This window comes from Acidovorax sp. 1608163, from assembly GCF_003669015.1.
Classification (GTDB): domain Bacteria; phylum Pseudomonadota; class Gammaproteobacteria; order Burkholderiales; family Burkholderiaceae_C; genus Acidovorax.
Window position 1 is genome coordinate 540,623 of sequence record NZ_CP033069.1, and the last position, 20,243, is coordinate 560,865.

Below are 20,243 nucleotides of genomic sequence, written 5' to 3' on the forward strand. Positions count from 1 at the left end.
GTCAGCTCTCGCCACCCACGAGCCCACCCACCTGACTTTGCGCTGACCACCTCGGGGGCTGCAGGCCCCGGGGTCAGGCGCTGCAAGGACAATGCAAGCGTGCTGTCCGTTCTCACCATCACTTTCCCCTTCTTTGCCCTGGTGCTGTGCGGCTATCTGGCCGCCCGGCGGGGGGTGTTGCCTCAGCCCGCCATCCCAGGGCTCAATGCGTTTGTGCTGTTTTTCGCGCTGCCGTGCATGCTGTACCGCTTTGGTGCCAGCACGCCCATTGGCCAGTTGCTCGACCCTGCCGTCGCAGGCGTGTACCTGCTGTGTGCATTGGTCATGGTGGGGGCCACCGTGGCTTTGACCCGCAAAGCACACCTGGGCTGGAACGATGCCGCTTTTGGTGCGCTGGTGGCGGCCTTCCCCAACACCGGCTTCATGGGCGTGCCGCTGCTGGTGGCGCTGCTGGGCGCGCAAAGTGCGGGGCCAGCCATCGTCACCATCGTGGTGGACATGGTCATCACCAGCTCCCTGTGTATTGCGTTGTCGCGCCTGGATGGAGCGGGCACCCACGGCGTGGGCGTGGCGTTGCGCAGTGCCTTCAAGGGCATGGCCACCAACCCCATGCCCTGGTCTATAGCGCTGGGGGCGCTGGCATCGGCGCTGCAGTTCAAGCTGCCCGGCCCGGTCGACAAAACGGTGGCCATGCTGGCCGATGCGGCGTCGCCCGTGGCGCTGTTCACCATTGGTGCGGTGCTGGCCCGCTCGCAAATGAACGCGCATGAACAGGTGCCTGCGCGCGACTATGTGCCCATCGCCCTGGCCAAGCTGCTGGTGCACCCGCTGCTGGTGTGGGGCGCAGGCACCGCGGCCATGGCCTTGGGGGTGCCGCTCACGCCCTTTGCGCTCACGGTGCTGGTGCTGCTGTCGGCCCTGCCCAGCGCCAGCAATGTCTCGCTGCTGGCGGAGCGGTTTGGCGCCAACAACGGGCGCATCGCCCGCATCATTTTGGTGTCCACCGCGCTGGCGTTTTTGAGCTTTTCTGCGGCTGTGGCCTTGCTCGCCTGAGTCCCCAGAACGGCCAGACACCAAAATGGTGCGGCTGGGGGGCCGCAAACAGGCTCTGAGGGTTTTCCCTCGGTAGAGGCCCCGCACCCACGTCGGCACGCTTGTTGCGTCAAAATGTTTCCGCAGTGTGACACTGCAATCCGTTTTGACATCACAGGAGTCTGGAATGAAGAAAAAAGTGTGGCTTTGGGCGCTGACGCCCGTGGCCGTGGCCTTGTCGCTGTATGGGTGCGGAAGCGGCTCCGACTCTGACCTGATCGTAGACACCAACGCCCAGAGCTGCTCCATCGTCTCCAGTACGGGCGCGCCCGTGGTGGTGGGCTCGGGCCTGGCGGGCGACCCCGCAGCGCCCGAGGCGGCCTCGGGCTACCGCCTGGGCTACAAGGCCAAGCAATCCAGCAACTACATGGTGGTGGCCAACACCCCGCTGGCCACCAAGGCCGGATGCGACGTGCTCAAGGCCGGTGGCACCGCCGTGGATGCGGCCGTGGCCGTGCAGGCCGTGCTGGGCTTGGTCGAGCCGCAGTCCAGCACCATCGCAGGCAGCGCGTTCATGATGTATTACGACGCCGCCACCAAGAAAGTGGTGGCCTACGACGGCCGCGAAACCGCCCCTGCAGCCGCCACCGGTTACTACCTGGTGCGTCAGAACCAGGCCGATGCCTCTTCAACCGCGCCCGTGCCCAGTGCCCGCCGCAGCGGCCGCTCCATCGGTGTGCCCGGCGTGATGCGCATGCTGGACTTGGCCCACAAAGAGCACGGCAAGCTGGCCTGGGGCCAGTTGTTCAATGAAGGCGTCAACCTGGCCACCAATGGCTACAAGATCCCCACCCGCATGGGCGACGCCATTGCCTCCAACGCCGCCAGCTTGCGCCTGGACGCCAACGCCGTGGCGGCCTACTTCAATGCCGACGGCACCCCCAAGACCAGCGGCACCGTGACCACCAACCTGCCTTATGCGCAGTCGCTGCGCACCATCGCGTCCGGCGGTGCAGAGGCCATGTACTCTGGCGCCATGGCCGATGCCATCGTGGCCAAGGCCGCCCAGTCGGTGGGCGATGACACGGCCAAGACGCCCATCACCCCCAGCCTGATGACCACGGCGGACCTCAAGGCCTACCAGGCCAAGAAGCGCGAGCCCGTGTGCACCACGTACCGCAGCAGCTACTACGTCTGCACCATGTCGCCACCTTCGTCGGGCGGCATCGCCATTGCGCAGTCGCTGGGCATTCTGGAGAACTTCGAGCTGTCCAAATACGGCCCGACCAACCCCGCCAACGAAGGCGGCGTGCCCAGCGTGATGGGCGTGCACCTGGTGTCTGAAGCCGAGCGCCTGGCCTATGCCGACCGCGACAAGTACGTGGCTGACACCGACTTCATCCCGCTGCCAGGCAACGGTGTGTCGTCCATGATCGACAAGGCCTACCTCAAGCAGCGCGCTGCCTTGATCAATGCCGATGGCAAGTCCATGGGCACGGCCACGGCGGGCAACCTGGGCGACGTGCCACTGGGCGTGGACAAGACCGTGGAGAAGGGCACCACCCACTTCTCCATCGTCGATGCCTACGGCAACGTGGTGTCGATGACCTCCACCGTCGAGTCCAGCATGGGCTCGTACCACATGGTGGGCGGCTTCTTGCTGACCAACCAGTTGACTGACTTCTCGGCCCAGCCTGCAGACACCGCCGGTGTGCCCGTGGCCAACCGCGTGGCCCCTGGCAAGCGCCCCCGCAGCACCATGGCCCCCACGCTGGTGTTCAAGGGCACTGCGCCCGGCGACTTTGTCATGGCCACCGGTTCGCCCGGCGGCGGCACCATCATCCAGTACGTGCTCAAGACCGTGGTCGGCGCGCTGGACTGGGGGCTCGATGCCCAGCAGGCCACCTCGCTGGTGAACATTGGCGCCACCAACAGCGCCACGACCAACGTGGACGGTGCCAACACAGCGCTGGACCTCACCGCCCTGATCGACGGCCTCAAGGCCAAGGGCCATACGGTGAACAACGGTGCGCAGTCCAGTGGCGTGTCCACCATCATGCGCGTCAACCGCAACGGCCAGACCAAGCTCGAAGGCGGCGTAGACCCCCGCCGCGAGGGCATTGTGCTGGGTGATGGGGCCTTGTGATCCCGAGGCCTGAATGAAGCCGCGGCTTTTGGGGCCGTGGTTCCACTGGCCTTAAACAAGAACGGCGCACTGCCCAGGTAGTGCGCCGTTCTTCATTTCAGATGGTCACAGGGGCCACTGGCGGTGCTGGGACTCGGCCAGCTCAACCCGCCTTGCGCCCCACCAGATAGGTCACGCCCTCGGGGCCATAGTGCTCGGTGTGGGGCTCGTGAGCGGGCAAGTGAAAGATGTCGCCGCTGCGGTAGGTGCGCTCTGCGCCTTGTGCGGCGATGCGGATCTCGCCCGCCAGGATCAAGGCCTTGGCCTCGAAGGGGTGGGTGTGCTGGGCCAGCATGCCGTGGGCTTCGCGCTGCACGGTGACGGCGGGCTCAAATCCGTCCCGGGCCAGGGTCTGGGCAAATTCTTCGGCATTCATGTCGGTCTCCTGCGCAGTGCTGGGGGCAAGGCGTGTCGCCGGGGCAACCGCAGGCCGCATTTTGCGCGCTCACAATGCGTTCAGCCAGCGCCTGCAGACTGGTTTTGATCCACACATATCAGGAGACTTACATGCCTTTGTCCAAGCCTATTTCTCTGAGCCAACCTTTGCTGCGGCTACTGTCTGCCGCCGCCTTGGTCTGCGTGTTGGCAGCCCCTGCGCAGGCCGGGCAGGTGTTGGCCGATCAGGCCCCCTCCGCCGCTTTGGGGCGGGATGTGAAGTTCACGGTCTACCTGCCTGATGGGTACCAGGCTGCGGGCTCCGTCAATTACCCGGTGGTCTATCTGCTGCACGGCGCCGGGGGCGACGAGAACGAGTGGCGTACCAAAGGCGGCGCGGTGGAGACCTTGGACGGGCTGATCAAACGGGGGCAGATCCGTCCATCCGTGGTGGTCATGCCCACGGCGGGCCCGGCTTCGTGGTGGGCCGATGGGGCGGCCGAAAAGGCGGGCACCGCCATCATGAAAGACCTGCTGCCCTACGTGGAGACGCGCTACCGCGTGCAAAAAGAGCGCAGCGGCCGGGCCATTGGCGGCCTGTCGATGGGAGGCTACGGAGCGCTGAATCTGTCGCTGCGCAACCCCACGCAGTTTTGCGCTGCGGCGGTCATCAGCCCCGCCATCTACGACCCCCTGCCACCCGAGACCTCGGCAGCGCGGCGTACCCCCCAGTTTGTGCGCAACGGGCAGTTTGATGCCGACACCTGGAAGTCGCTCAACTACGCAGCCCAGCTCGATACCTACAAGGCCGGTGCCGCGCGCGTGCCCATGTGGATCGTGACGGGAGACCACGACTACCTTGGCATTGCGCCCATGTCGGCCAATCTGTACTGGCGCCTGTACCAAATTCAGCCCAAGCAGGTGGAGCTGCGTGTGATCGACGGTGACCACGAGTGGCTGGTGTTCCGCGATGCGCTGCCCGATGCCCTGCAGTATGTGGACAAACAGTGCCGCCAGGGGTGAAGGACCCCTCTTTCCGTTCCATGGCTTAGTGGGAAATTTGCTACTTATTTGATAGCTGATTGCGCTTTATTTGCAAGCCATAGGGCCGGAAATAGCTCAAAGTCTGCAGGCGGGGAAGGCGATGAGGGAGGGGGTCAAATCGTCAGCGGGTCCACATCCACCAGCCAGCGCACCAGGCCCTTGTGCTCTGGCTGGCTGCGCGTGGTTTGCAGCACGGGCTGCCATGCGGCCAAAAAGCGCTGCAGTGCGGCGCGGCTGCTGCTTTCCATCAGCATCTGTGCGCGCTCTACATTGGCCACGCGCTGGATGGTCAGCGGCACTGGCGGGAACAGGGTTACCAGCTCCAGCCCGGGCAGGCCTGCTGCGTGGGCTGCGGCGGTGGCGGCGCTCAAAAATCCCTGGGCCACTTCCTGCGTGCGCGCGTCGGCCCGCACCAGGGCCTGGTAGGCAAACGGGGGCATGGCGGCCTCTTGGCGCTCTTTCAATTGCTGCGCGGCAAAGGCCTCGTAGTCGTGTCGGCGCAGGGCTTCAAACACGGCATGGTCGGGGTGAAAGCTCTGCACCCACATCTCGCACGGCGTGCCTTGGGCGGCCATGTAGGCGGCGTCGCGCCCGGCGCGGCCTGCGGCCTGCATGAGCAGCGCAAACAGCCGCTCGGGCGCGCGAAAGTCGCTGCTGAACAGCGCGCCATCGGGCTGCACGGCGGCCACCAGCGTGATGCGGCGAAAGTCGTGGCCCTTGGCAATCATCTGCGTGCCCACCAGCACGTCCACCTCGCCCGCGTGCACCTGGGCCAGTTGCGCCTCCAGCGCGCCTTTGGCCTTGGTGGTGTCGGCATCGATGCGGGCTACGCGGGCGGCGTTGCCGTCAGCGCGTTGCACGTTGCGTAGCAGGGCGGCCAGTTGTTCTTCCAGCTGTTCGGTGCCCCGGCCCATGGGTGGATGTCGGGGCTGCCGCAGCTGGGGCAGTGCGCTGGCACGCGCACCGTGAACCCGCAGTGGTGGCAGCGCAGGGTGCGGTCGGTCTTGTGGAACACCTGGTGCGCGCTGCAGTGCGGGCAGTCGCTTTTCCAGCCGCAGTCCACGCAGTGCAGCACGGGGGCATAGCCCCGGCGGTTGAGCAGCACCATGCTCTGCTCGCCACGCGCCACGCGCTCGGTGATGGCCTGCAGCAGAGGCGCGCTGAACACGGCACGCCGGGGCTGCTGGTTCATGTCCACCCGCCGCACGCGGGCCAGGGCGCCTGCGCCAATGCGGCTGGGCATGTGCAGCCGCACGTAGCGCCCGCCCTCGGGGTCTTCGGGCGTGGGCGGGCGGCTGGCGTGCCAGCTCTCTAGCGACGGCGTGGCCGAGCCCAGCAGCACCTTGGCGCCCTGCTCGCGCCCCCGCCAGATGGCGAGGTCCCGCGCCGAGTAGCGAGCGCCTTCTTGCTGCTTGTAGCTGGGGTCGTGCTCCTCGTCGACCACGATGAGCTTGAGCCCTGGCAGGCTGGCAAACACGGCCATGCGCGTGCCCAGCACAATGCGCGCCGCGCCACTGTGCGCGGCCAGCCAGCTTTTGAGGCGCTGCGGGTTCGTCATGCCGCTGTGCAGCGACACCACGGCGCCCGCACCAAATCGCGGGGCAAAGCGGCCCACAAAGCGTTCTTCGAGCTGGGGCGTCAGGTTGATTTCGGGCACCATCACCAGCGCCTGGGCCGTGGCGTCGGCCTCTAGCATCTCTTGCACGCAGCGCAGGTACACCTCGGTCTTGCCGCTGCCGGTGCTGCCAAACAGCAGAAACGGGCCTTTTTCTGCAGAAATTCGGGCCCTGGCGCTTTCCTGTTCAGCGCTAAGTGCTATGTTTTGTATAGCGTTTTGTGGGTCGCCCAACTCTTCTGTTGTTCCCACTTTTCCCGCTTTCCCAGTCTCTTTGGCCGGGCGGCGCAGGCGCCGGGCCAACTGCTCGGGTTGGAGGTCGCGCAACTGCGGGGGCAGGGCGGCCAGGGCCACTTCGCCCAGCGCGCGCTGGTAGTAGCGCGCCGCAAAGGCCACCAGGCGGCGCCAGTGCGCATCCAGCGGTGCCACGCCCTCCAGCACCCCGGTCAGGGCGCGCAGGGTGGCGCCATCGGGCAGCTCGCCGGTGGCCTCTTCGGCGTCCCACACCACGCCCAGCACCTCGCGGCGGCCCAGGGGCACGCGCACCAGCGTGCCCGCAGGCAAGGGCGCGTGGCTGGCGTAGCTCAGCAAATCCCCAACGCCGCTGTGCGAGGGGGTTTGCAAAGCCACTTGGACGATGAATGGGGCGGGGGCAGACAAGGCGATGGAGGGATGGGATGAGCGAGACGCTTGATTGTCGCTGCCTGTGCCTGCGGGTAAGAGCAGGTTCTACGTTCACAGACGATTCACAAGTCTTCCAGTCTTTCTGTGGATAACTTTGTTGAAAGCCTGTAGCCACCCGCGCTAAACCCGCATGGTGTAAGGCTTTCAACAGAATGCCCAGGAAATGGGCAGCGCAGAAAAAATCCTTATGAATCAATCATCTGAACGATTTTTGCGGGTTTTTTCTGTGTTAGTGCCTGGGCTGGGTGGGTGTGGCTGCCGTAGCGGGTGCCGTGTGCATAAGTCAGTGCGCGGCTGGCGTCAATAGCGTTGGCCCCGGTCAATTTGTGCTAGCGCCGTGCGGTGAAATTCCTGCTTCAGATGCACTGTGCGGGCTAAATGGTTGATTTTTCAGGGGTTTGTGAGAAATCCCAAATTTCTGTGGATAACTTTGTTGATATCCGCTGTGCACCGCGCGCCAGCCCCGTGAAATCGGGCCTTTCAGTGGTTTGCCCATGAAAAAGGCAGTGGTGTCGATGTGAATAAAATCAACCACTTAGCGATGCCTTGGCGATTTTTTCAAGAAAATTGCGCCGGATCAGAAAAAAGAGGCTGGGTGCGGTGCTCCTGTGCGTAGGTGCCGCGTCGTGCACTGTGCTGGGGCAGTGGCTACCGTGTTGGGATGGCGGGCGAAAGGGGTGTTTTGTTGGACAAGAAAACCCAAAATTGGACGCTGGGTGCCCTGGGCTTGCTGGGGCTCGCCGGGCTGCTTTTTGGCCTCTGGGCTCGGTCTGCGCACCAGCCTACCGAGCCTATTGCGGTGGCCGAGCGCTTTTTGGGCCATTTGCAGCAGGAGCAGTACGCCGAGGCCTGGGCCCTGACGGCGCAAGGGGGCTACACGGGCGCCACACCGCAGGCGCTGCAGGCCGTGGCCGCCAGGCACAGTTGCCGGTCGGGGCGTGTGGTGGGCACATCGCCATTGCAAACCCATGGAAACCGCCTGCGCCGGGCACTGCGCGGGCAGCGCGTGGACATGGACGAGGTGCGTGTCGAGTTTGAAGGCACTTGCCTGCTGGGTGTGCGCCTGCGCTGGTTGCCGGGCCGTGGTTGGCGGGTGGTTTACTTTGCCAGCCACGCGGGGTAGCCGATCGTGTGTGGGATCCTGCCGTGCCGCCATGCGTGGTTTTGCTACTGTATTAATAGCTGCTTGCGCTTATTGCATAAGCGCTAAGGGTTAATTTGGCATATATCCACGTGTGCACACACTCGCCCATCGACGGGCGCCTATCGGGTGCCGTGCACTCATCCCGCTTTTTTGTGGATAACTTTGTTGAAAGCCTGTAGCCACCCGTGCTAAACCCGCGTGGCATAAGGCTTTCAACAGAATGCCCGGCAAATAGGCAGTGCAGAAAAAATCCTTATGAATCAATCATCTGAAGGGTTTTTGCGGGTTTTTTTTGTGCTAGGGCATGCTGCCCGATGGTGGCTCTGCTGCCTGCCGCTGCGTGTGCATAAGTGCAATGCCCAGCGTCGTCAATAGGTGGGGCCTGTGCAATGTGTGAGCGGCCGTCACCAGTGCTTGGCGTAGTGGGTGCACTTTGGTCGCTAAGTGCTTGATTTGGCGAGGGTTTGCAAGAAATCCAGAATTTCTGTGGATAACTTTGTTGATATCCCCTGGATGCGCGCCGCAACCCCTTGAAATGCTGGGGTTGGGGTTGGTTGCCTAGCAAAGTGGCAACCGGTGTGGTGCTATACGAATCAACCACTTAGCGGTTCAAGGTCGATTGCGTTTGAAAATATCAATCGCCACCGGCCTAGCGTTTGGGATTTTTAGGTGTGCACCAGGGCTGTGCACAACCGGGCCTGCGCAGGCCCGGTGGATTCCGGAAGGGCGGGGTCCCGTTCAGCCGCGCTGGCGCTGCGCGCGCGAGTGGCTGTGCACCGCTTCGACCAGCGCGGCCACATGCTCAGGCGGCGTGAACTGGCTGATGCCGTGGCCCAGGTTGAAGATGTGGGTGGGGCCGGTGGTGGTGCGGTCGGTGTGCGGGGTGCCAAAACTGTCGAGCACATGGCGCACCTGCTGCTCGATTTGCGCAGGCGGCGCAAACAGCACGTTGGGGTCGATGTTGCCCTGCAGCGCCTTGCCGGGGCCGCCTACCTGGCCACCGACGATGGCACGGGCGCGGCCCAGGTTGGCCGTCCAGTCCAGGCCCAGCACTTCGCAGTCGATGTCTTTCATGTCGTCCAGCCAGATGCCGCCGCCCTTGGTGAAGACGATGCGGGGCACGTCGGTGCCGTCCACACCGGTGCGCTTGAGCTGCGCCAGCACGCGCTTGGTGTAGGCCAGGCTGAACTCCTGGAAGGCGCCATCGGCCAGCACGCCGCCCCAGCTGTCAAAAATCATCACAGCCTGGGCGCCCGCGTCGATCTGGGCGTTCAGGTAGGCAGCCACGCTGTCGGCATTGATGGCCAGGATGCGGTGCATCAGGTCGGGGCGCGCATACATCAGGCTTTTGACCAGGCGGTAGTCGTCGCTGCCCTTGCCTTCGACCATGTAGCAGGCCAGCGTCCAGGGGCTGCCCGAGAAGCCGATGAGGGGCACACGGCCATTGAGTGCCTTGCGGATGCTGGTCACGGCGTCGAACACGTAGCGCAGCTTGTCCATGTCGGGCACGGCCAGCTCAGCCACAGCGGCTTCGTCACGCACCACCTTGGCAAAGCGCGGGCCTTCGCCCTCGGCAAAGGTCAGTCCCAGACCCATGGCGTCGGGCACGGTGAGGATGTCGCTGAACAAAATGGCTGCGTCGAGCGGGAAGCGCTCCAGCGGTTGCAGCGTCACTTCGGTGGCGTACTGGACGTTGGTGGCCAGGCCCATGAAGCTGCCCGCCTGGGCGCGCGTGGCCTTGTACTCCGGCAGGTAACGGCCTGCTTGGCGCATCAGCCACAGGGGGGTGTAATCGGTGGCCTGACGGCGGCACGCGCGCAGGAATGTGTCGTTGGTGAGGGGGGCGTAGCTCATCCGCTGATTGTCGCAGGGTGAGTGCCAGACCTTCCAGGCCCTGTGGCGCGCACGCCTTGGGGATTGCGCCCACATTGATCTAGGGCAAGACCGCAGTCCTGCCTTGCTTGCCTCGCCGTGGTGCGCTTCAGCGTTCTGCGATGTAGTGCGACATGCTGGCAGTCTCGCCGGGCGCGAGGAAGGTGCGCACCTCGGTCTCCAGGGTCTGGTCGGCCACTGTGGCGCGGGCGCGCTGGTGCAGGTAGTCGGCCCACGACTCCACGATGAACCGCTCCACGTAGCGCGAAGGCTCGCCCAGGTCTTTGTACACGCGCCAGAAGGTGGCGCCATCGCGGCGGCGTGGGGCCTTGAGGCGGCTGATGGATTCGAGGAAGGCGGAATCGGCGCCCGGGGCAATGCGGTAGCCAATTTCTACCGCCACGGGGCCGGCCTCGGGCAGCGGCTCGGCTTCGATGAACAACTCGTCCCACGGCGTGGCGGGGGTCACCTCGTGCAGGGCCCCCATGCGCAAGGGCATGGAGCGCGCCAGCAGCAGGCCAATGCCCATGGCCGCCGCCGCCACGCACAGCGTGGGGGTCAGGCCCACCACGTCCGACACCGCGCCCCAAAACGCCGAGCCAATCGCAAACGCCCCCAGCGTAGACACCATGTGCAGCGCCACCGCCCGCGAGCGCACCCAGGGGGGCGCGCTGGCCTGGGTGGCCGTGTTGAAGGTGGACATGGCCGACATCCACGCCGCGCCACCCAGCACCATGGCCAGGTACACCAGCGGGGCCGATTTGGTGAGTGCCGCCACCAGCATGGCCGCTGCAAACACCAGGCAACTGACCAGCACAATCGCATCCAGGCTGAAGCGCGTGCGCAGCTTGCCAATGACCAGCCCCACGGCCACCGCCCCGGTGCCAAGGCAGCCCATCAGCAGGCCAAACCCTTGCGCACCCGTGCCCAGCTGGCGCGCTGCAATCACCGGTAGCAGCGCCCACAGGGCCGATCCTGCACCGCTGAACGCCATCACCCGCACCAGCTGGGCGAGGATCAGCTCAGAGTGCCAGGCAAAGCGCAGGCCGCTGAGCATGCCGCCCCACAGCCGCTCTGGCGGCAGGCGCGACGGAGGGTGCGCGCGGGGTGGCCAGCGGCGAATCGACTCCCACATGACCACCGTGGACAGCACCGACACCGCAAACACCCACCCCGCACCCAATTGCGCAAACACCAGCCCGGCCAAGGTGGGGCCCACGGCGCGGGCGGCGTTGTAGGCAATGCTTACCGCCGTGATGGCCTGGGGCCATTCGTCGCGCGGCACCGGGTCGATCACCGAAGAGTTCCAGGCTGGGGTCAGCATGGCCGTGCAGCACCCGCCCACAAACACCAGCAGCAGCACCGTGGCGGGCCCACCCCAGCCCGCCAGCACCAGCAGCGTGAGCAGCGCAAACGCCAGGGTCTGGGCGATCAGCGCGCCAGAGATCAAGCGCCGGCGGTCAGTCGTGTCGGCCAGCACCCCGGCGGGCAGCGCCAGCAAAAACATGGGCAAAAACACGGCGGTTTGCACCAGCGCCGCCAAAAATGAGGAGCCCGTCAGCTCCACCATGAGCCAGGCCGCCGCCATGGCCTGCATCCCGTTGCCAATGAAGAACACGCCGCCACACAGCCACATGCCCCGAAAGGCAGGCTGGCGCAGGGGGCTCCACAAAGAAGTCGATGAAGACATGGCGTTGGCGTGTGCAAGAGGGGCCGCAGACGGGCGGCGGGTGGCGGAAAAGGCCGGAGGCAGTGGCGTGTTATGAGCCGTTTTGGGCCACGCGCCACAGCATATCTCTGTACCAGTGCCTCTGCAGGGCAAAGGCCTCGCCAAGTTTGCAAACGGCATGAACTTGCTCGCCTGGGGTTTAGGGCAACAATCATCCCAAATTTCTGTGGATAACTTTGTTGACATGCTGTCGGCACTTGCGCCAAACCCGCATGGCATAAGGCTTTGGACAGATTGCCTTGTAATTGGGCAAGACAAAAAAATCCTTATGAATCAATCATCTGACAGGTTTGGGGCGTTGGGCTTGTGGTAGGCGCTGGCATGCAGCCGCGCATGTCGCGCCCACCGATTGGTGTGTACAAGTGCGGCCGAAGCGGTTTCAGCGCTACCCCGGCTGCAGGTCTTTTTTTCTGTGGATTGTGCAGATTGCACCGCAAGTAATTGATTTGCCAGGGCTTTTGCCGGAAGTTCAGAATTTCTGTGGATAACTTTGTTGATATCCCGGTGGCACCCTCCGCAAGGCCTTGTCAGCATTGGCTTTGCTTGCGTTGCCTGAGAAAAAGGCAGGCAACGCGGTGCTATACAAATCAATGGGTTACGGCGGTTTTCCCGTCTCGCCCCACTTTGTGGCGCCGTGGGCCATGATGCAGGCCGCTGCCCTTTTTGTGTGCGTAACTGTCCGTGTTGGGTGCAGGGGCCGATGTGATGTGAGTGGCCCAGGCTGTGTTTGAACGGGCGCTCAGCCCGCTGGGCTCAGCAAGCGCAGCAGCAGCGGGTGCATCACCTTGCGGGCGCTGTAGATGAGGTGAAAGTGCTCCTCCACCTCTGGCGTGGTGCCCACGTGCACCAGGCCGTGGGTGGCTTTCAGGTGCTCGCCCAGGAACACGGGCGCAGGCATCACGCCCATGCCAGTGGCGGCAAAGGTGCTCAGCAAGGCGCTGTCTTCAAACTCGCCCGCAATGCGAGGGCGGATGCGTTCGCGCTCCAACCAGTGGTCGATGCGTGCGCGCATGGCGGCGTGGTCGGTGGGCAGCAGCACCGGCACCACCCCCAGGCTTTTGGGAAAGGCGTGGCTGGCCGCATCGGCCCACACGGCAGGGGCGTACCAGGCCACGGCGCTGGTGCTCAGCAGCTGGCTGGTGGTCTTCAGGGCGGGGTTGGGGGGCGCGGGGCGGTCGGCCAGTACGGCATCGAGCTTGTGCATGGCCAGCTCGGCCAGCAGGGGCTGGAACTCGCCCTCATGGCACAGCAGTTTCAGATGGGGCTCGTCCAGCACCGGGGTTAGCAGCCGGTGCACTGCCAGCTTGGCAATGCCGTCCGATATGCCCAGGTTCAGCCGCAGCGTGGGGCCCGTGGCGGCTTCGCGCACCCGGTGGGGCAGTTGCTCGCCCAGGGCAAAGATGTGGTCGGCCTCGTGCAGCGCGGCCACCCCGGCGTCGGTCAGCACCAGGTTGCGCCCTTCGCTGCGCAGCAGGCTCACGCCCAGCGCTTTTTCCAGCTCGCGCACCTGGGCGCTGATGGTCTGCACGGCCATGTCCAGCCGCTCTGCAGCGCGGGCAATGCCACCCTCTTTGGCCACCACCCAGAAGTAGTACAGGTGGCGGTAGTTAAAGCTTTGGCTCATGGTGACCTCGGGGGCGTGGTGCGGTTGGGGCAGTCCAGTGGAGTGCATTGGTTCGTAAAAACCGAACCAATACTATCAATATGACAGGTTTTTAAAGAGTGGTTGTGTCCCTACAGTGCGGGGCTGTGTGCGGGCTTCCCGCATGGGCGGGCAAACAACTTTTTGGAGAGGACGCATGGAAACAATAGGAACCTGGTGGATGTGGGCGGGTTTTGCCGTCTTTGTGGTGGTGGCCATCGGCATTGATTTGCTGGTGATGGAGCGCCAGGGGGCGCACAAGGTCACCATGGGCGAGGCGCTGCGCTGGAGCGTGCTGTGGTTCTCGCTGGCGTTTGTGTTTGTCGCCATCCTGTGGTGGTACCTGAACGGCACCCAAGGCCGCGAGGTGGCCAACACGGTATCGATGCAGTTCATCACCGGGTATCTGGTGGAAAAGAGCCTGTCCATCGACAACATCTTTGTCTTCCTGATGCTGTTCAGCTACTTTGCGGTGCCACCCCAGTACCAAAAGCGTGCGCTCATCATCGGCATCATCGGTGCCATCGTGCTGCGCACGCTGCTCATCCTGGCAGGCGCCTGGCTGCTGGCCACCTTCCATTGGCTGCTGTATGTGTTTGGTGCGTTCCTCGTCATCACCGGCGCCAAGATGTGGTTTGCTGCGGGGCAAGAGCCTGACATCGCCACCAACCCGGTGCTCAAGTTCCTGAAAAAGCGCATCCGCATTACCGACCAGTTCGATGGCGAAAAGCTCTCCACGCTGGTCAACGGCGTCAAGCACTACACCCCGCTGTTCGTGGTGCTGGTGCTCATTGGCACCACCGACATCATCTTCGCGGTGGATAGCATCCCCGCCATCTTCGCCATCACCAGCGACCCGTTCATCGTGCTCACGGCCAACATCTTTGCCATCCTGGGCCTGCGCGCTTTGTACTTTCTGCTGGCCGATCTGGCGAACCGCTTTCACCTGCTGGCTTATGGCTTGGCACTGGTGCTGGTGTTCATCGGCGGCAAGATGCTGCTCATCGACCTGGTCAAGATCCCGATTGGCTACGCGCTGCTGGTCACCGCTTCGCTGATTGCGGGTTCCATCATCCTGTCGCTGCGCAGCTCGGGTGAAAGCGCGCACGGCGGCCAGCCTGCTGCTCTGCCCCCCAAGGACTGAAAGGCGCACACCATGGACATGCTTGAATCGGTAATGGTGTGCATGCTGGTTGCCCTGCTGATCGCCACGGTAACGGCCCGCTGGGCGGGCAGCGAGCTGCGAGACGTGGGGCTGCTGGCCACTTTGACGACGCTGTGGGGCGCAGGCACTGCGGCCGCAGTGCTGATGGGTTGAGGGGCCCATGATGCAAATGCTGTGCACCCTGCGCCGCTGGCTGCGTGGGCTGGAGCCACAGGTGCGGGGCCGGATAGAGGGGAGCTGGCTGGCACGCTTTCAGCCCTGGCTGGAGCAGCGGGCGATGTTCCGCTTTCAGCGCCAGCCCCTGGCGCGGGGCGTGGCGGCTGGCATGTTCTGTGGACTCATCCCCGGGCCGCTGCAGATTCCGGGCACCTTGCTGGTGTGCGCCTGGCTGCGCGGCAACATCGTGGCCGGAGGCGTGGCAACGTTCTACACCAACCCCCTCACCACCGTGCCGCTGTACGCGCTGGCCTTTTACCTGGGGGCCTTGGTCATGCCGGGCGAGCAGCCCCTGTCTGCGTGGGGCAGCGTGGCCCCGGGTGGTGACTTCTCTGTGCAAGCGCTGGCCACCTGGATGCAGGCCTTGGGCACGCCGCTGCTGGTGGGCTTGCCCACCTTGGCGGCCCTGATGGCACTGCTGGGCTATGCCGCCGTTCAACTGCTGTGGCTGACCCCCGCGCTGCAGCGCAGGCGCCGTTGGGCACGCGGGCGCTAGCCTGCTGCTTTGTGGGCGCTGGCCCCAGCGTCAATGGGGTGGCAACAGACCAGCAGCCCGCAGCCGCTGGTGCTCCACCAGCGTGCAGTGGTCTTGCACCACCGCCAGCCCGGCCGCCTGGGCTTTGGCCAGCGCGGCATCGTGGCGCACGCCAATTTGCAGCCACAGCGCTTGGGCGCCAATGGCGATGGCTTCGTCGGCAATCGGGGGCACGGCGGCGCTGTCCCGGAATACATCCACCAGGTCAATGCGGTGGTGCTTTGCGGCCTCGGTCAATGAAGGCCAGCAGCGCTCGCCCAGCACTTCGTCGGCCGCAGGGCTGATGGGCACGATGCGAAACCCTTGCGCCTGCAGGTACTGCGCCACATGGTGGCTGTCGCGTTCAGGCTTGGGTGATAGGCCAACGATGGCGATGGTCTGGGTGTGCTCAAAGATGGGCAGATGGGGATCGGCTGGCATGCGAGGGTCCTGTCTTTGTGGCCCATTGTGGCAAAGGGGGCGGCAACCCTGCCCGCAGCGAGGTTGGGGCGCAGGCCGCACAGCCACGGAGCGGCGGGCCCTTTGCTGCATACTCCTGCGCGGGCGGCGGGCCGGACACGATCTGCGCGCTGCCCCTATCCTGAGGAGTACCTTTCCAATGAAAAAACAAGCTATGAAAAAACAAGCCCTCGTGCTGGCGCTGGCCGCCTGCGGTCTGACTGCCGCCTTCTCCGTGTCTGCCCAAGAGCGGGTGCGCATCGGCTTCATGAGCCCCGTGACTGGCCCCCAGGCCGCCAACGGCATCGACAACCGTGACGGCGCTTTGCTCGCCCTCAAGGAAATCAATGCCAAGGGCATCAAGGTGGGCGGCAAGGCCGTGCAGTTCGAGCTGGACATCAACGACGACGGGGCCGACCCCAAGCAAGGCGTGCAAGTCGCCCAGCGGCTGTCTGACCAGAAGGTGAAGTTCGTCCTGGGCCCCTACAACTCGGGCGTCACCATGCCCGCGTCCCGCGTGCTGGCCGACGCTGGCATGGGTGTCTTCACCGTGGCGTCCAACCCCAAGGTGACGGAGCAGGGCTATGCCACGCTGTTCCGCATTGGGGCCAGCGACAACCAGCTGGGTGCCAAGATGGCCACCTACGCGGCGCAAGACCTGAAGATCAAGACCGTGGCCGTGATTGACGACCGCACGGCCTACGGCCAGGGCGTGGCGCGCGAATTCACCGAACAGGCCAAGCGCCTGGGCCTGAAGATCGTCGCCAACGAGTTCACCACCGACAAAGCCACCGACTTCAGCGCCATCCTGACCAACATCCGCGCCGCCAAGGCCGATGCCGTGTTCTACGGCGGCTACTCGCCCCAAGGCGGCCCGCTGCTCAAGCAAATGCGCGCGCTGGGCATTACGGCGGCCCTGCTGGGCGGCGACGGCATCTGCTCGTCAGAGACCGCCATGCTGTCGCAGGTCACAGGCGACCTCAACACCTTCTGCACCCAGGGCGGCTCCATGCTGGACCGCAGCGACAAGGGCCAGAAGTTTGCCGCCACCTACCGTGCTGAATACAAGCGCGACCCGCTGACCTACGCCGCCGCGTTCTACGACGGCATGCACCTCATCGCCGCTGCCGTGGAAGCCACGCAGTCGCTGGACGTCAAGAAGGTGACCGAGCACATCGCCGCTGGCAAGTACATGGGAGTGACGGGCGAGTTTGCCTACGACGCCAAGCACGACCTGCGCTCCTCGGCCGTGACGGTGTTCACGTTCAAGGGCAAGGACGTGGTGGCGCTCAAGAGCTTGTAAGCAAAAAGCCCGGTCTCCGCTGCGTGACCGGGCTTTTCACCGCAGCACCTCAACATGCAGTGCTGCGGTATCAGCAGGTCAGGGCGCTGACCTGCGCAATCGCTTTTCGGTGCGGATGCGCCAGATAACGGCGAGCAGGCATCCCATGACGGCAAGGCCGAATCCCGCAGCCCACACAGTGAGTTTGTGGGCCTGCGGCGCTGTCCAATAGCCTCCCACCAGCAGCAACATCAAGAGGATCCCGAAGACTTGAGATTTTCGGCGTGAGGAGTCCGCGCTGGTCACCGACACAAAATGACCAGCGCCGTGGCCTGTGGCCAGCACGGGCGGGCGTGCTGCGATAAAAAACAGGGTCACCAATGTCAGTGGTACGAGGGTGGTGGACGCGGCGCCCCAATGCATTTTGAGCCAATCACTGAGCGCTTGCGGAGTGGTACCAGAGAGGGCACCAGCTAAACCCAGCGCAATGCCCTGCAACGCTTCTGAAAGCTGCGCGGGTTCTTGCACCCGTTTCCACTCTAGCTCCACAGCGCACAACGGGCACACGGTTTTGGTGCTTTGCGGCACATACCAACGTGCATTGGCGGGACGCAGCGCGTTGGTCCATCGCTCAAAGCTGCCGTCACATGCAGGACATTTGTAGCGGCTTACACGATCCACATATCCTGAGCTTGTCCGGATTGGATAAGAAAGCTCTACGTTGCATGATTTGCAAATTTCATGGGCATGCGCCAGCGGGCGGTGGCATTGTTCACAGTGCATCGCTGCATCTTAGTGAGCCAGAAATGAGGGCGCCACCACTGGGTAGCCGCCTGTCGTTGGCCTATAACTGGGCGATAGTGCTGCGCACCTCGTCCACGCTCAGCACTTCGGTCAGTACCACCGGCGGCTTGCCCGGCCGGTAGAACACGTACACCGGCACCCCATTGCGCCCCAGTTGCGCCAGGGCGGTGGTGATGCGCGGGTCGCGGCGCGTCCAGTCGGCGCGCAGCAGGGCGACGTTTTTGGTTTGCAGGTCGGCCAGCACCTCGGCGTTGGCGAGGGTGGTTTTCTTGTTGTACTGGCAGGTCACGCACCAGGCGGCGGTGAAGTCCACGAACACGGGGCGGCCGCTGGCCACCAGTTGCTCGGCGGCGCCTGGGGTCCAGGGCTGCCAGCTTTGAGTGGTGGTGGCCGTGGTGGCGGTGCTGCTGGCAGGTGCTTCCGCAACGTCTGCCATGCGCGTGACGTGGGGGCCAAAGGCCCACAGCAGCAGGGCCATGGCCACGGTGGCCACGCTGCCCAGCCAGCGCCGTGCGCGGCCTTGCAGGGCCAGTGACCAGGCCAGCAGGCCCAGGCCCACCAGCAAGATCAGCAGGGCGGCTGCGCCGTCGATGCCGCTTTGTTGCCCCAGCACCCACACCAGCCACACCACGGTGGCGAACATGGGGAAGGCCATGAAGCGGCGGAAGGTGTCCATCCACGCGCCGGGGCGGGGCAGGGCGCGGGCTACGGCGGGCCACAGGCTGGCGGCCAGATAAGGCAGCGCCAGGCCCAGGCCCAGGGCGGTAAAAACTGCGAGGGCTTGCGCCGCTGGCAGCGTGGCTGTGAGGCCCATGGACGCGCCCATGAACGGCGCCGTACAGGGCGATGCCACGGCCACGGCCAGCACGCCGGTGAGGAAGCTGTCGGCCACCGGGTGGCGTGCCTGCAGGCTGGCGACAGAGGAGGGCAGCATGTTCCCGAACTCAAACACGCCCGCGAGGTTCAGCCCGATGAGGGTGAACAGCCCGGCCAGTGCGGCCACCACGGCGGGCGACTGCAGCTGAAAGCCCCAGCCCACGGCCTCGCCTGCAGCCCGCAGGCCTAGCATGACGGCGCCTAGCGCGAGGAACGACAGCACCACGCCTGCGGTGTAGGCCAGGCCGCTCACGCGGTGGGCGCGCCGGTCTTGTGCGTGGCGGGTGAAGCCCACCACCTTGATCGCCAGCACCGGAAACACGCAGGGCATGAGGTTGAGGATGAGCCCGCCCAGCAAGGCGCCCAGCAGTGCGGCGGTGAGCGTGAGGCTGGAGGCCCCCGAAGGCGCCAAGGGGCCGCCACTGCCGCCATTGCCCGATGCGATCGCCGCATTGGCTTGCAGGGCGGCCTCTAGCGCGGGCGATACCGCGGCCTTGGTGGCTGCCGCAGGCCAGGTGCCCAGCACCTGCAGCTCGGCCCGGTAGCCGGGGCGGTGTGTGGCGCCTTGCACGCGCTCGGCCAGCACCACGGGCAGCAGGGTGGGGCTGCCGCTGCGCTGCTCGGCCAGGGGGATGCGTGCGGTCCATACCGCGCCGTCCCACTGCTGGGTGCCGGGGGCAGCGTTGTGCAGCACTTCAGGCGTCTCGGGGTACAGGTCCAGCGTTTTGCCGTGCAGCGCGGCGGGCAGGCCTTGCACCCGCACTTGCAGGCTGTCGCCGTCCACACGGGCCTGGCGGGCGTCGCTCGCCGTGGCGCTGGGCAGTGCCTGGGGTTGCGCCTTGAGGGCGGCGTCAAAGGCGGCGCCGTTCAGCGCGGTGGTGCTACGGATGGGGAGCTGCAGGGTGAACTGGCCCTCTTCGGGAATGCACTCTTTGCGGCACACCAGCCACGAGGCTTTGAGCTGCACGGTGATGTCTTTGGCCAGCGGGCCGGGGGCAAAGGTGCTGGGCACCGTGACGGGCACGGGCAGCAGCACGGTGCCTTCGTAGCCGTAGTTGGCCAGGGTGCCGATGGCAATCTTGTGGGGCACGGGCCAGGCGATGTCGCCCGCATCCAGCCCCGCGGGCAGCTGCCAGGTCAGCTCGGTGGGCAGGCCCGAGTCGCCGGGGTTCTTCCAGTAGGTGTGCCAGTCGGGCTGGTGGGTGATTTGCAGGCCCAGCCACAGCGGCTGGCCGGGGGTGACGCCCTGCGGCGCGTGGGCGATCAGCTCGGCCTGCACATGGGGCGTGGTGACGGTGCTGCTGCCCGGGGTGGCAGTTTTTGGGCCAAATTGGGCGCTAGCGCTTATCCCTAAAGCGCTGGCAGCTATAAAAAAGAGAGTGGCTGCGAGGCTATGGAACAGGCGTGAAGGCATGGTGCAGTGTGGGAGCGGGCGGGGGCGGGTTTGGTTCCGGCACCGTCATGGTTTGGATGCGCTTTTGATGCTTTTAGGCGCCATTGTGCGTTGAGCCATGCGCCTCCTTGGAAACTGGCGCGGCGCCAGTACCAGTGCCCCCGCGCAAGGGCCTACGCCGGCCGCACCGCCCCGCCGCGCCGGGGGCGTCC

At 65.1% G+C, this 20,243-nt stretch carries 18 protein-coding genes; 8 read left to right on the forward strand and 10 right to left on the reverse strand.

Annotation, left to right across the window (positions count from 1 at the left end; genetic code table 11):
- Positions 1–99 precede the first annotated feature (99 nt).
- Together EAG14_RS02455 and EAG14_RS02460 are read left to right on the forward strand one after the other, a co-directional pair.
- On the forward strand, positions 100–1,053 hold the full coding sequence (locus EAG14_RS02455) for an AEC family transporter (protein ID WP_121727957.1): 954 nt from the start codon (positions 100–102) through the stop codon (positions 1,051–1,053).
- A 166-nt stretch (positions 1,054–1,219) separates the two neighbouring features.
- Complete coding sequence (locus EAG14_RS02460) at positions 1,220–3,178, forward strand: gamma-glutamyltransferase family protein (RefSeq protein WP_121727958.1); 1,959 nt, start codon at positions 1,220–1,222, stop codon at positions 3,176–3,178.
- Positions 3,179–3,320: 142 nt separating this feature from the next.
- On the opposite strand, the gene EAG14_RS02465 is transcribed toward EAG14_RS02460, so the two are convergent.
- On the reverse strand, positions 3,321–3,593 hold the full coding sequence (locus tag EAG14_RS02465) for a cupin domain-containing protein (protein WP_121727959.1): 273 nt from the start codon (positions 3,591–3,593) through the stop codon (positions 3,321–3,323).
- A 131-nt stretch (positions 3,594–3,724) separates the two neighbouring features.
- On the opposite strand from EAG14_RS02465, the gene EAG14_RS02470 reads away from it, so the two are divergent.
- Positions 3,725–4,615: an esterase family protein gene (locus EAG14_RS02470; protein WP_121727960.1), complete on the forward strand. Its 891-nt coding sequence runs from the start codon at positions 3,725–3,727 to the stop codon at positions 4,613–4,615.
- A gap of 134 nt (positions 4,616–4,749) precedes the next feature.
- Here the strand turns inward: EAG14_RS02470 and EAG14_RS23705 are convergent, their stop codons facing one another.
- From EAG14_RS23705 to EAG14_RS22605, 3 genes are all read right to left on the reverse strand, one after another.
- Positions 4,750–5,550: a helicase-related protein gene (locus EAG14_RS23705; protein ID WP_371414397.1), complete on the reverse strand. Its 801-nt coding sequence runs from the start codon at positions 5,548–5,550 to the stop codon at positions 4,750–4,752.
- Entirely contained in the window at positions 5,463–6,881 is a 1,419-nt protein-coding gene (gene priA, locus EAG14_RS02475; protein ID WP_371414414.1) for a primosomal protein N', read from the reverse strand. Before priA ends, EAG14_RS23705 begins: the two co-directional genes overlap by 88 nt.
- 373 nt (positions 6,882–7,254) lie before the next feature.
- On the reverse strand, positions 7,255–7,470 hold the full coding sequence (locus tag EAG14_RS22605; protein WP_162995886.1) for a hypothetical protein: 216 nt from the start codon (positions 7,468–7,470) through the stop codon (positions 7,255–7,257).
- Positions 7,471–7,620: 150 nt separating this feature from the next.
- On the opposite strand from EAG14_RS22605, the gene EAG14_RS02480 reads away from it, so the two are divergent.
- Positions 7,621–8,058, forward strand: coding sequence for a hypothetical protein (locus EAG14_RS02480; protein ID WP_121727961.1), 438 nt, complete (start codon positions 7,621–7,623; stop codon positions 8,056–8,058).
- A gap of 759 nt (positions 8,059–8,817) precedes the next feature.
- Here the strand turns inward: EAG14_RS02480 and hemE are convergent.
- The 3 genes from hemE to EAG14_RS02495 all read right to left on the reverse strand — a co-directional run bounded on the left by hemE (position 8,818) and on the right by EAG14_RS02495 (position 13,304).
- The gene (gene hemE, locus EAG14_RS02485; RefSeq protein ID WP_121727962.1) at positions 8,818–9,933 is read right to left on the reverse strand and encodes a uroporphyrinogen decarboxylase; all 1,116 of its coding nucleotides are present in this window, start codon (positions 9,931–9,933) and stop codon (positions 8,818–8,820) included.
- A 127-nt stretch (positions 9,934–10,060) separates the two neighbouring features.
- Positions 10,061–11,641, reverse strand: coding sequence for an MFS transporter (locus EAG14_RS02490; protein WP_121727963.1), 1,581 nt, complete (start codon positions 11,639–11,641; stop codon positions 10,061–10,063).
- Positions 11,642–12,419: 778 nt separating this feature from the next.
- Positions 12,420–13,304 carry a LysR family transcriptional regulator gene (locus EAG14_RS02495; protein WP_121730262.1) on the reverse strand — a complete coding sequence of 295 codons (885 nt, stop codon included), beginning with the start codon at positions 13,302–13,304 and terminating at the stop codon, positions 12,420–12,422.
- A 175-nt stretch (positions 13,305–13,479) separates the two neighbouring features.
- Between EAG14_RS02495 and EAG14_RS02500 the strand changes: the two genes are divergently transcribed.
- From EAG14_RS02500 to EAG14_RS02505, 3 genes are read left to right on the forward strand one after another with little or no spacing between them, the layout of a single operon-like run.
- Positions 13,480–14,466 carry a TerC family protein gene (locus EAG14_RS02500; protein ID WP_121727964.1) on the forward strand — a complete coding sequence of 329 codons (987 nt, stop codon included), beginning with the start codon at positions 13,480–13,482 and terminating at the stop codon, positions 14,464–14,466.
- 12 nt (positions 14,467–14,478) lie between these two features.
- A complete protein-coding gene (locus EAG14_RS22610) occupies positions 14,479–14,640 on the forward strand; it encodes a hypothetical protein (protein ID WP_162995887.1) in 162 nt (53 codons plus the stop codon).
- A 7-nt stretch (positions 14,641–14,647) separates the two neighbouring features.
- A complete protein-coding gene (locus EAG14_RS02505; protein ID WP_121727965.1) occupies positions 14,648–15,199 on the forward strand; it encodes a DUF2062 domain-containing protein in 552 nt (183 codons plus the stop codon).
- A 30-nt stretch (positions 15,200–15,229) separates the two neighbouring features.
- On the opposite strand, the gene EAG14_RS02510 is transcribed toward EAG14_RS02505, so the two are convergent.
- A complete protein-coding gene (locus EAG14_RS02510) occupies positions 15,230–15,658 on the reverse strand; it encodes a CoA-binding protein (protein WP_121727966.1) in 429 nt (142 codons plus the stop codon).
- A gap of 193 nt (positions 15,659–15,851) precedes the next feature.
- On the opposite strand from EAG14_RS02510, the gene EAG14_RS02515 reads away from it, so the two are divergent.
- Positions 15,852–16,979: a branched-chain amino acid ABC transporter substrate-binding protein gene (locus tag EAG14_RS02515; RefSeq protein WP_099656819.1), complete on the forward strand. Its 1,128-nt coding sequence runs from the start codon at positions 15,852–15,854 to the stop codon at positions 16,977–16,979.
- Positions 16,980–17,057: 78 nt separating this feature from the next.
- On the opposite strand, the gene EAG14_RS22615 is transcribed toward EAG14_RS02515, so the two are convergent.
- Both EAG14_RS22615 and EAG14_RS02525 read right to left on the reverse strand, forming a co-directional pair.
- On the reverse strand, positions 17,058–17,741 hold the full coding sequence (locus EAG14_RS22615) for a hypothetical protein (protein WP_162995888.1): 684 nt from the start codon (positions 17,739–17,741) through the stop codon (positions 17,058–17,060).
- 61 nt (positions 17,742–17,802) lie between these two features.
- Positions 17,803–20,052: a protein-disulfide reductase DsbD gene (locus EAG14_RS02525; RefSeq protein ID WP_121727968.1), complete on the reverse strand. Its 2,250-nt coding sequence runs from the start codon at positions 20,050–20,052 to the stop codon at positions 17,803–17,805.
- Positions 20,053–20,243: the final 191 nt, after the last annotated feature.

What these genes read in the sequence shown, in the direction of transcription:
- EAG14_RS02515 (WP_099656819.1), top strand. Translation starts at nt 15,852, where the DNA reads ATGAAAAAACAAGCCCTCGTGCTGGCGCTGGCCGCCTGCGGTCTGACT.
- EAG14_RS02495 (WP_121730262.1), bottom strand. Translation starts at nt 13,304, where the DNA reads ATGAGCCAAAGCTTTAACTACCGCCACCTGTACTACTTCTGGGTGGTG.
- EAG14_RS02460 (WP_121727958.1), top strand. Translation starts at nt 1,220, where the DNA reads ATGAAGAAAAAAGTGTGGCTTTGGGCGCTGACGCCCGTGGCCGTGGCC.
- EAG14_RS02505 (WP_121727965.1), top strand. Translation starts at nt 14,648, where the DNA reads ATGATGCAAATGCTGTGCACCCTGCGCCGCTGGCTGCGTGGGCTGGAG.
- EAG14_RS02525 (WP_121727968.1), bottom strand. Translation starts at nt 20,052, where the DNA reads ATGCCTTCACGCCTGTTCCATAGCCTCGCAGCCACTCTCTTTTTTATA.
- EAG14_RS02500 (WP_121727964.1), top strand. Translation starts at nt 13,480, where the DNA reads ATGGAAACAATAGGAACCTGGTGGATGTGGGCGGGTTTTGCCGTCTTT.
- EAG14_RS02510 (WP_121727966.1), bottom strand. Translation starts at nt 15,658, where the DNA reads ATGCCAGCCGATCCCCATCTGCCCATCTTTGAGCACACCCAGACCATC.
- EAG14_RS02490 (WP_121727963.1), bottom strand. Translation starts at nt 11,641, where the DNA reads ATGTCTTCATCGACTTCTTTGTGGAGCCCCCTGCGCCAGCCTGCCTTT.
- EAG14_RS22610 (WP_162995887.1), top strand. Translation starts at nt 14,479, where the DNA reads ATGGACATGCTTGAATCGGTAATGGTGTGCATGCTGGTTGCCCTGCTG.
- EAG14_RS02470 (WP_121727960.1), top strand. Translation starts at nt 3,725, where the DNA reads ATGCCTTTGTCCAAGCCTATTTCTCTGAGCCAACCTTTGCTGCGGCTA.
- hemE (WP_121727962.1), bottom strand. Translation starts at nt 9,933, where the DNA reads ATGAGCTACGCCCCCCTCACCAACGACACATTCCTGCGCGCGTGCCGC.
- EAG14_RS22615 (WP_162995888.1), bottom strand. Translation starts at nt 17,741, where the DNA reads ATGCACTGTGAACAATGCCACCGCCCGCTGGCGCATGCCCATGAAATT.
- EAG14_RS23705 (WP_371414397.1), bottom strand. Translation starts at nt 5,550, where the DNA reads ATGGGCCGGGGCACCGAACAGCTGGAAGAACAACTGGCCGCCCTGCTA.
- EAG14_RS02465 (WP_121727959.1), bottom strand. Translation starts at nt 3,593, where the DNA reads ATGAATGCCGAAGAATTTGCCCAGACCCTGGCCCGGGACGGATTTGAG.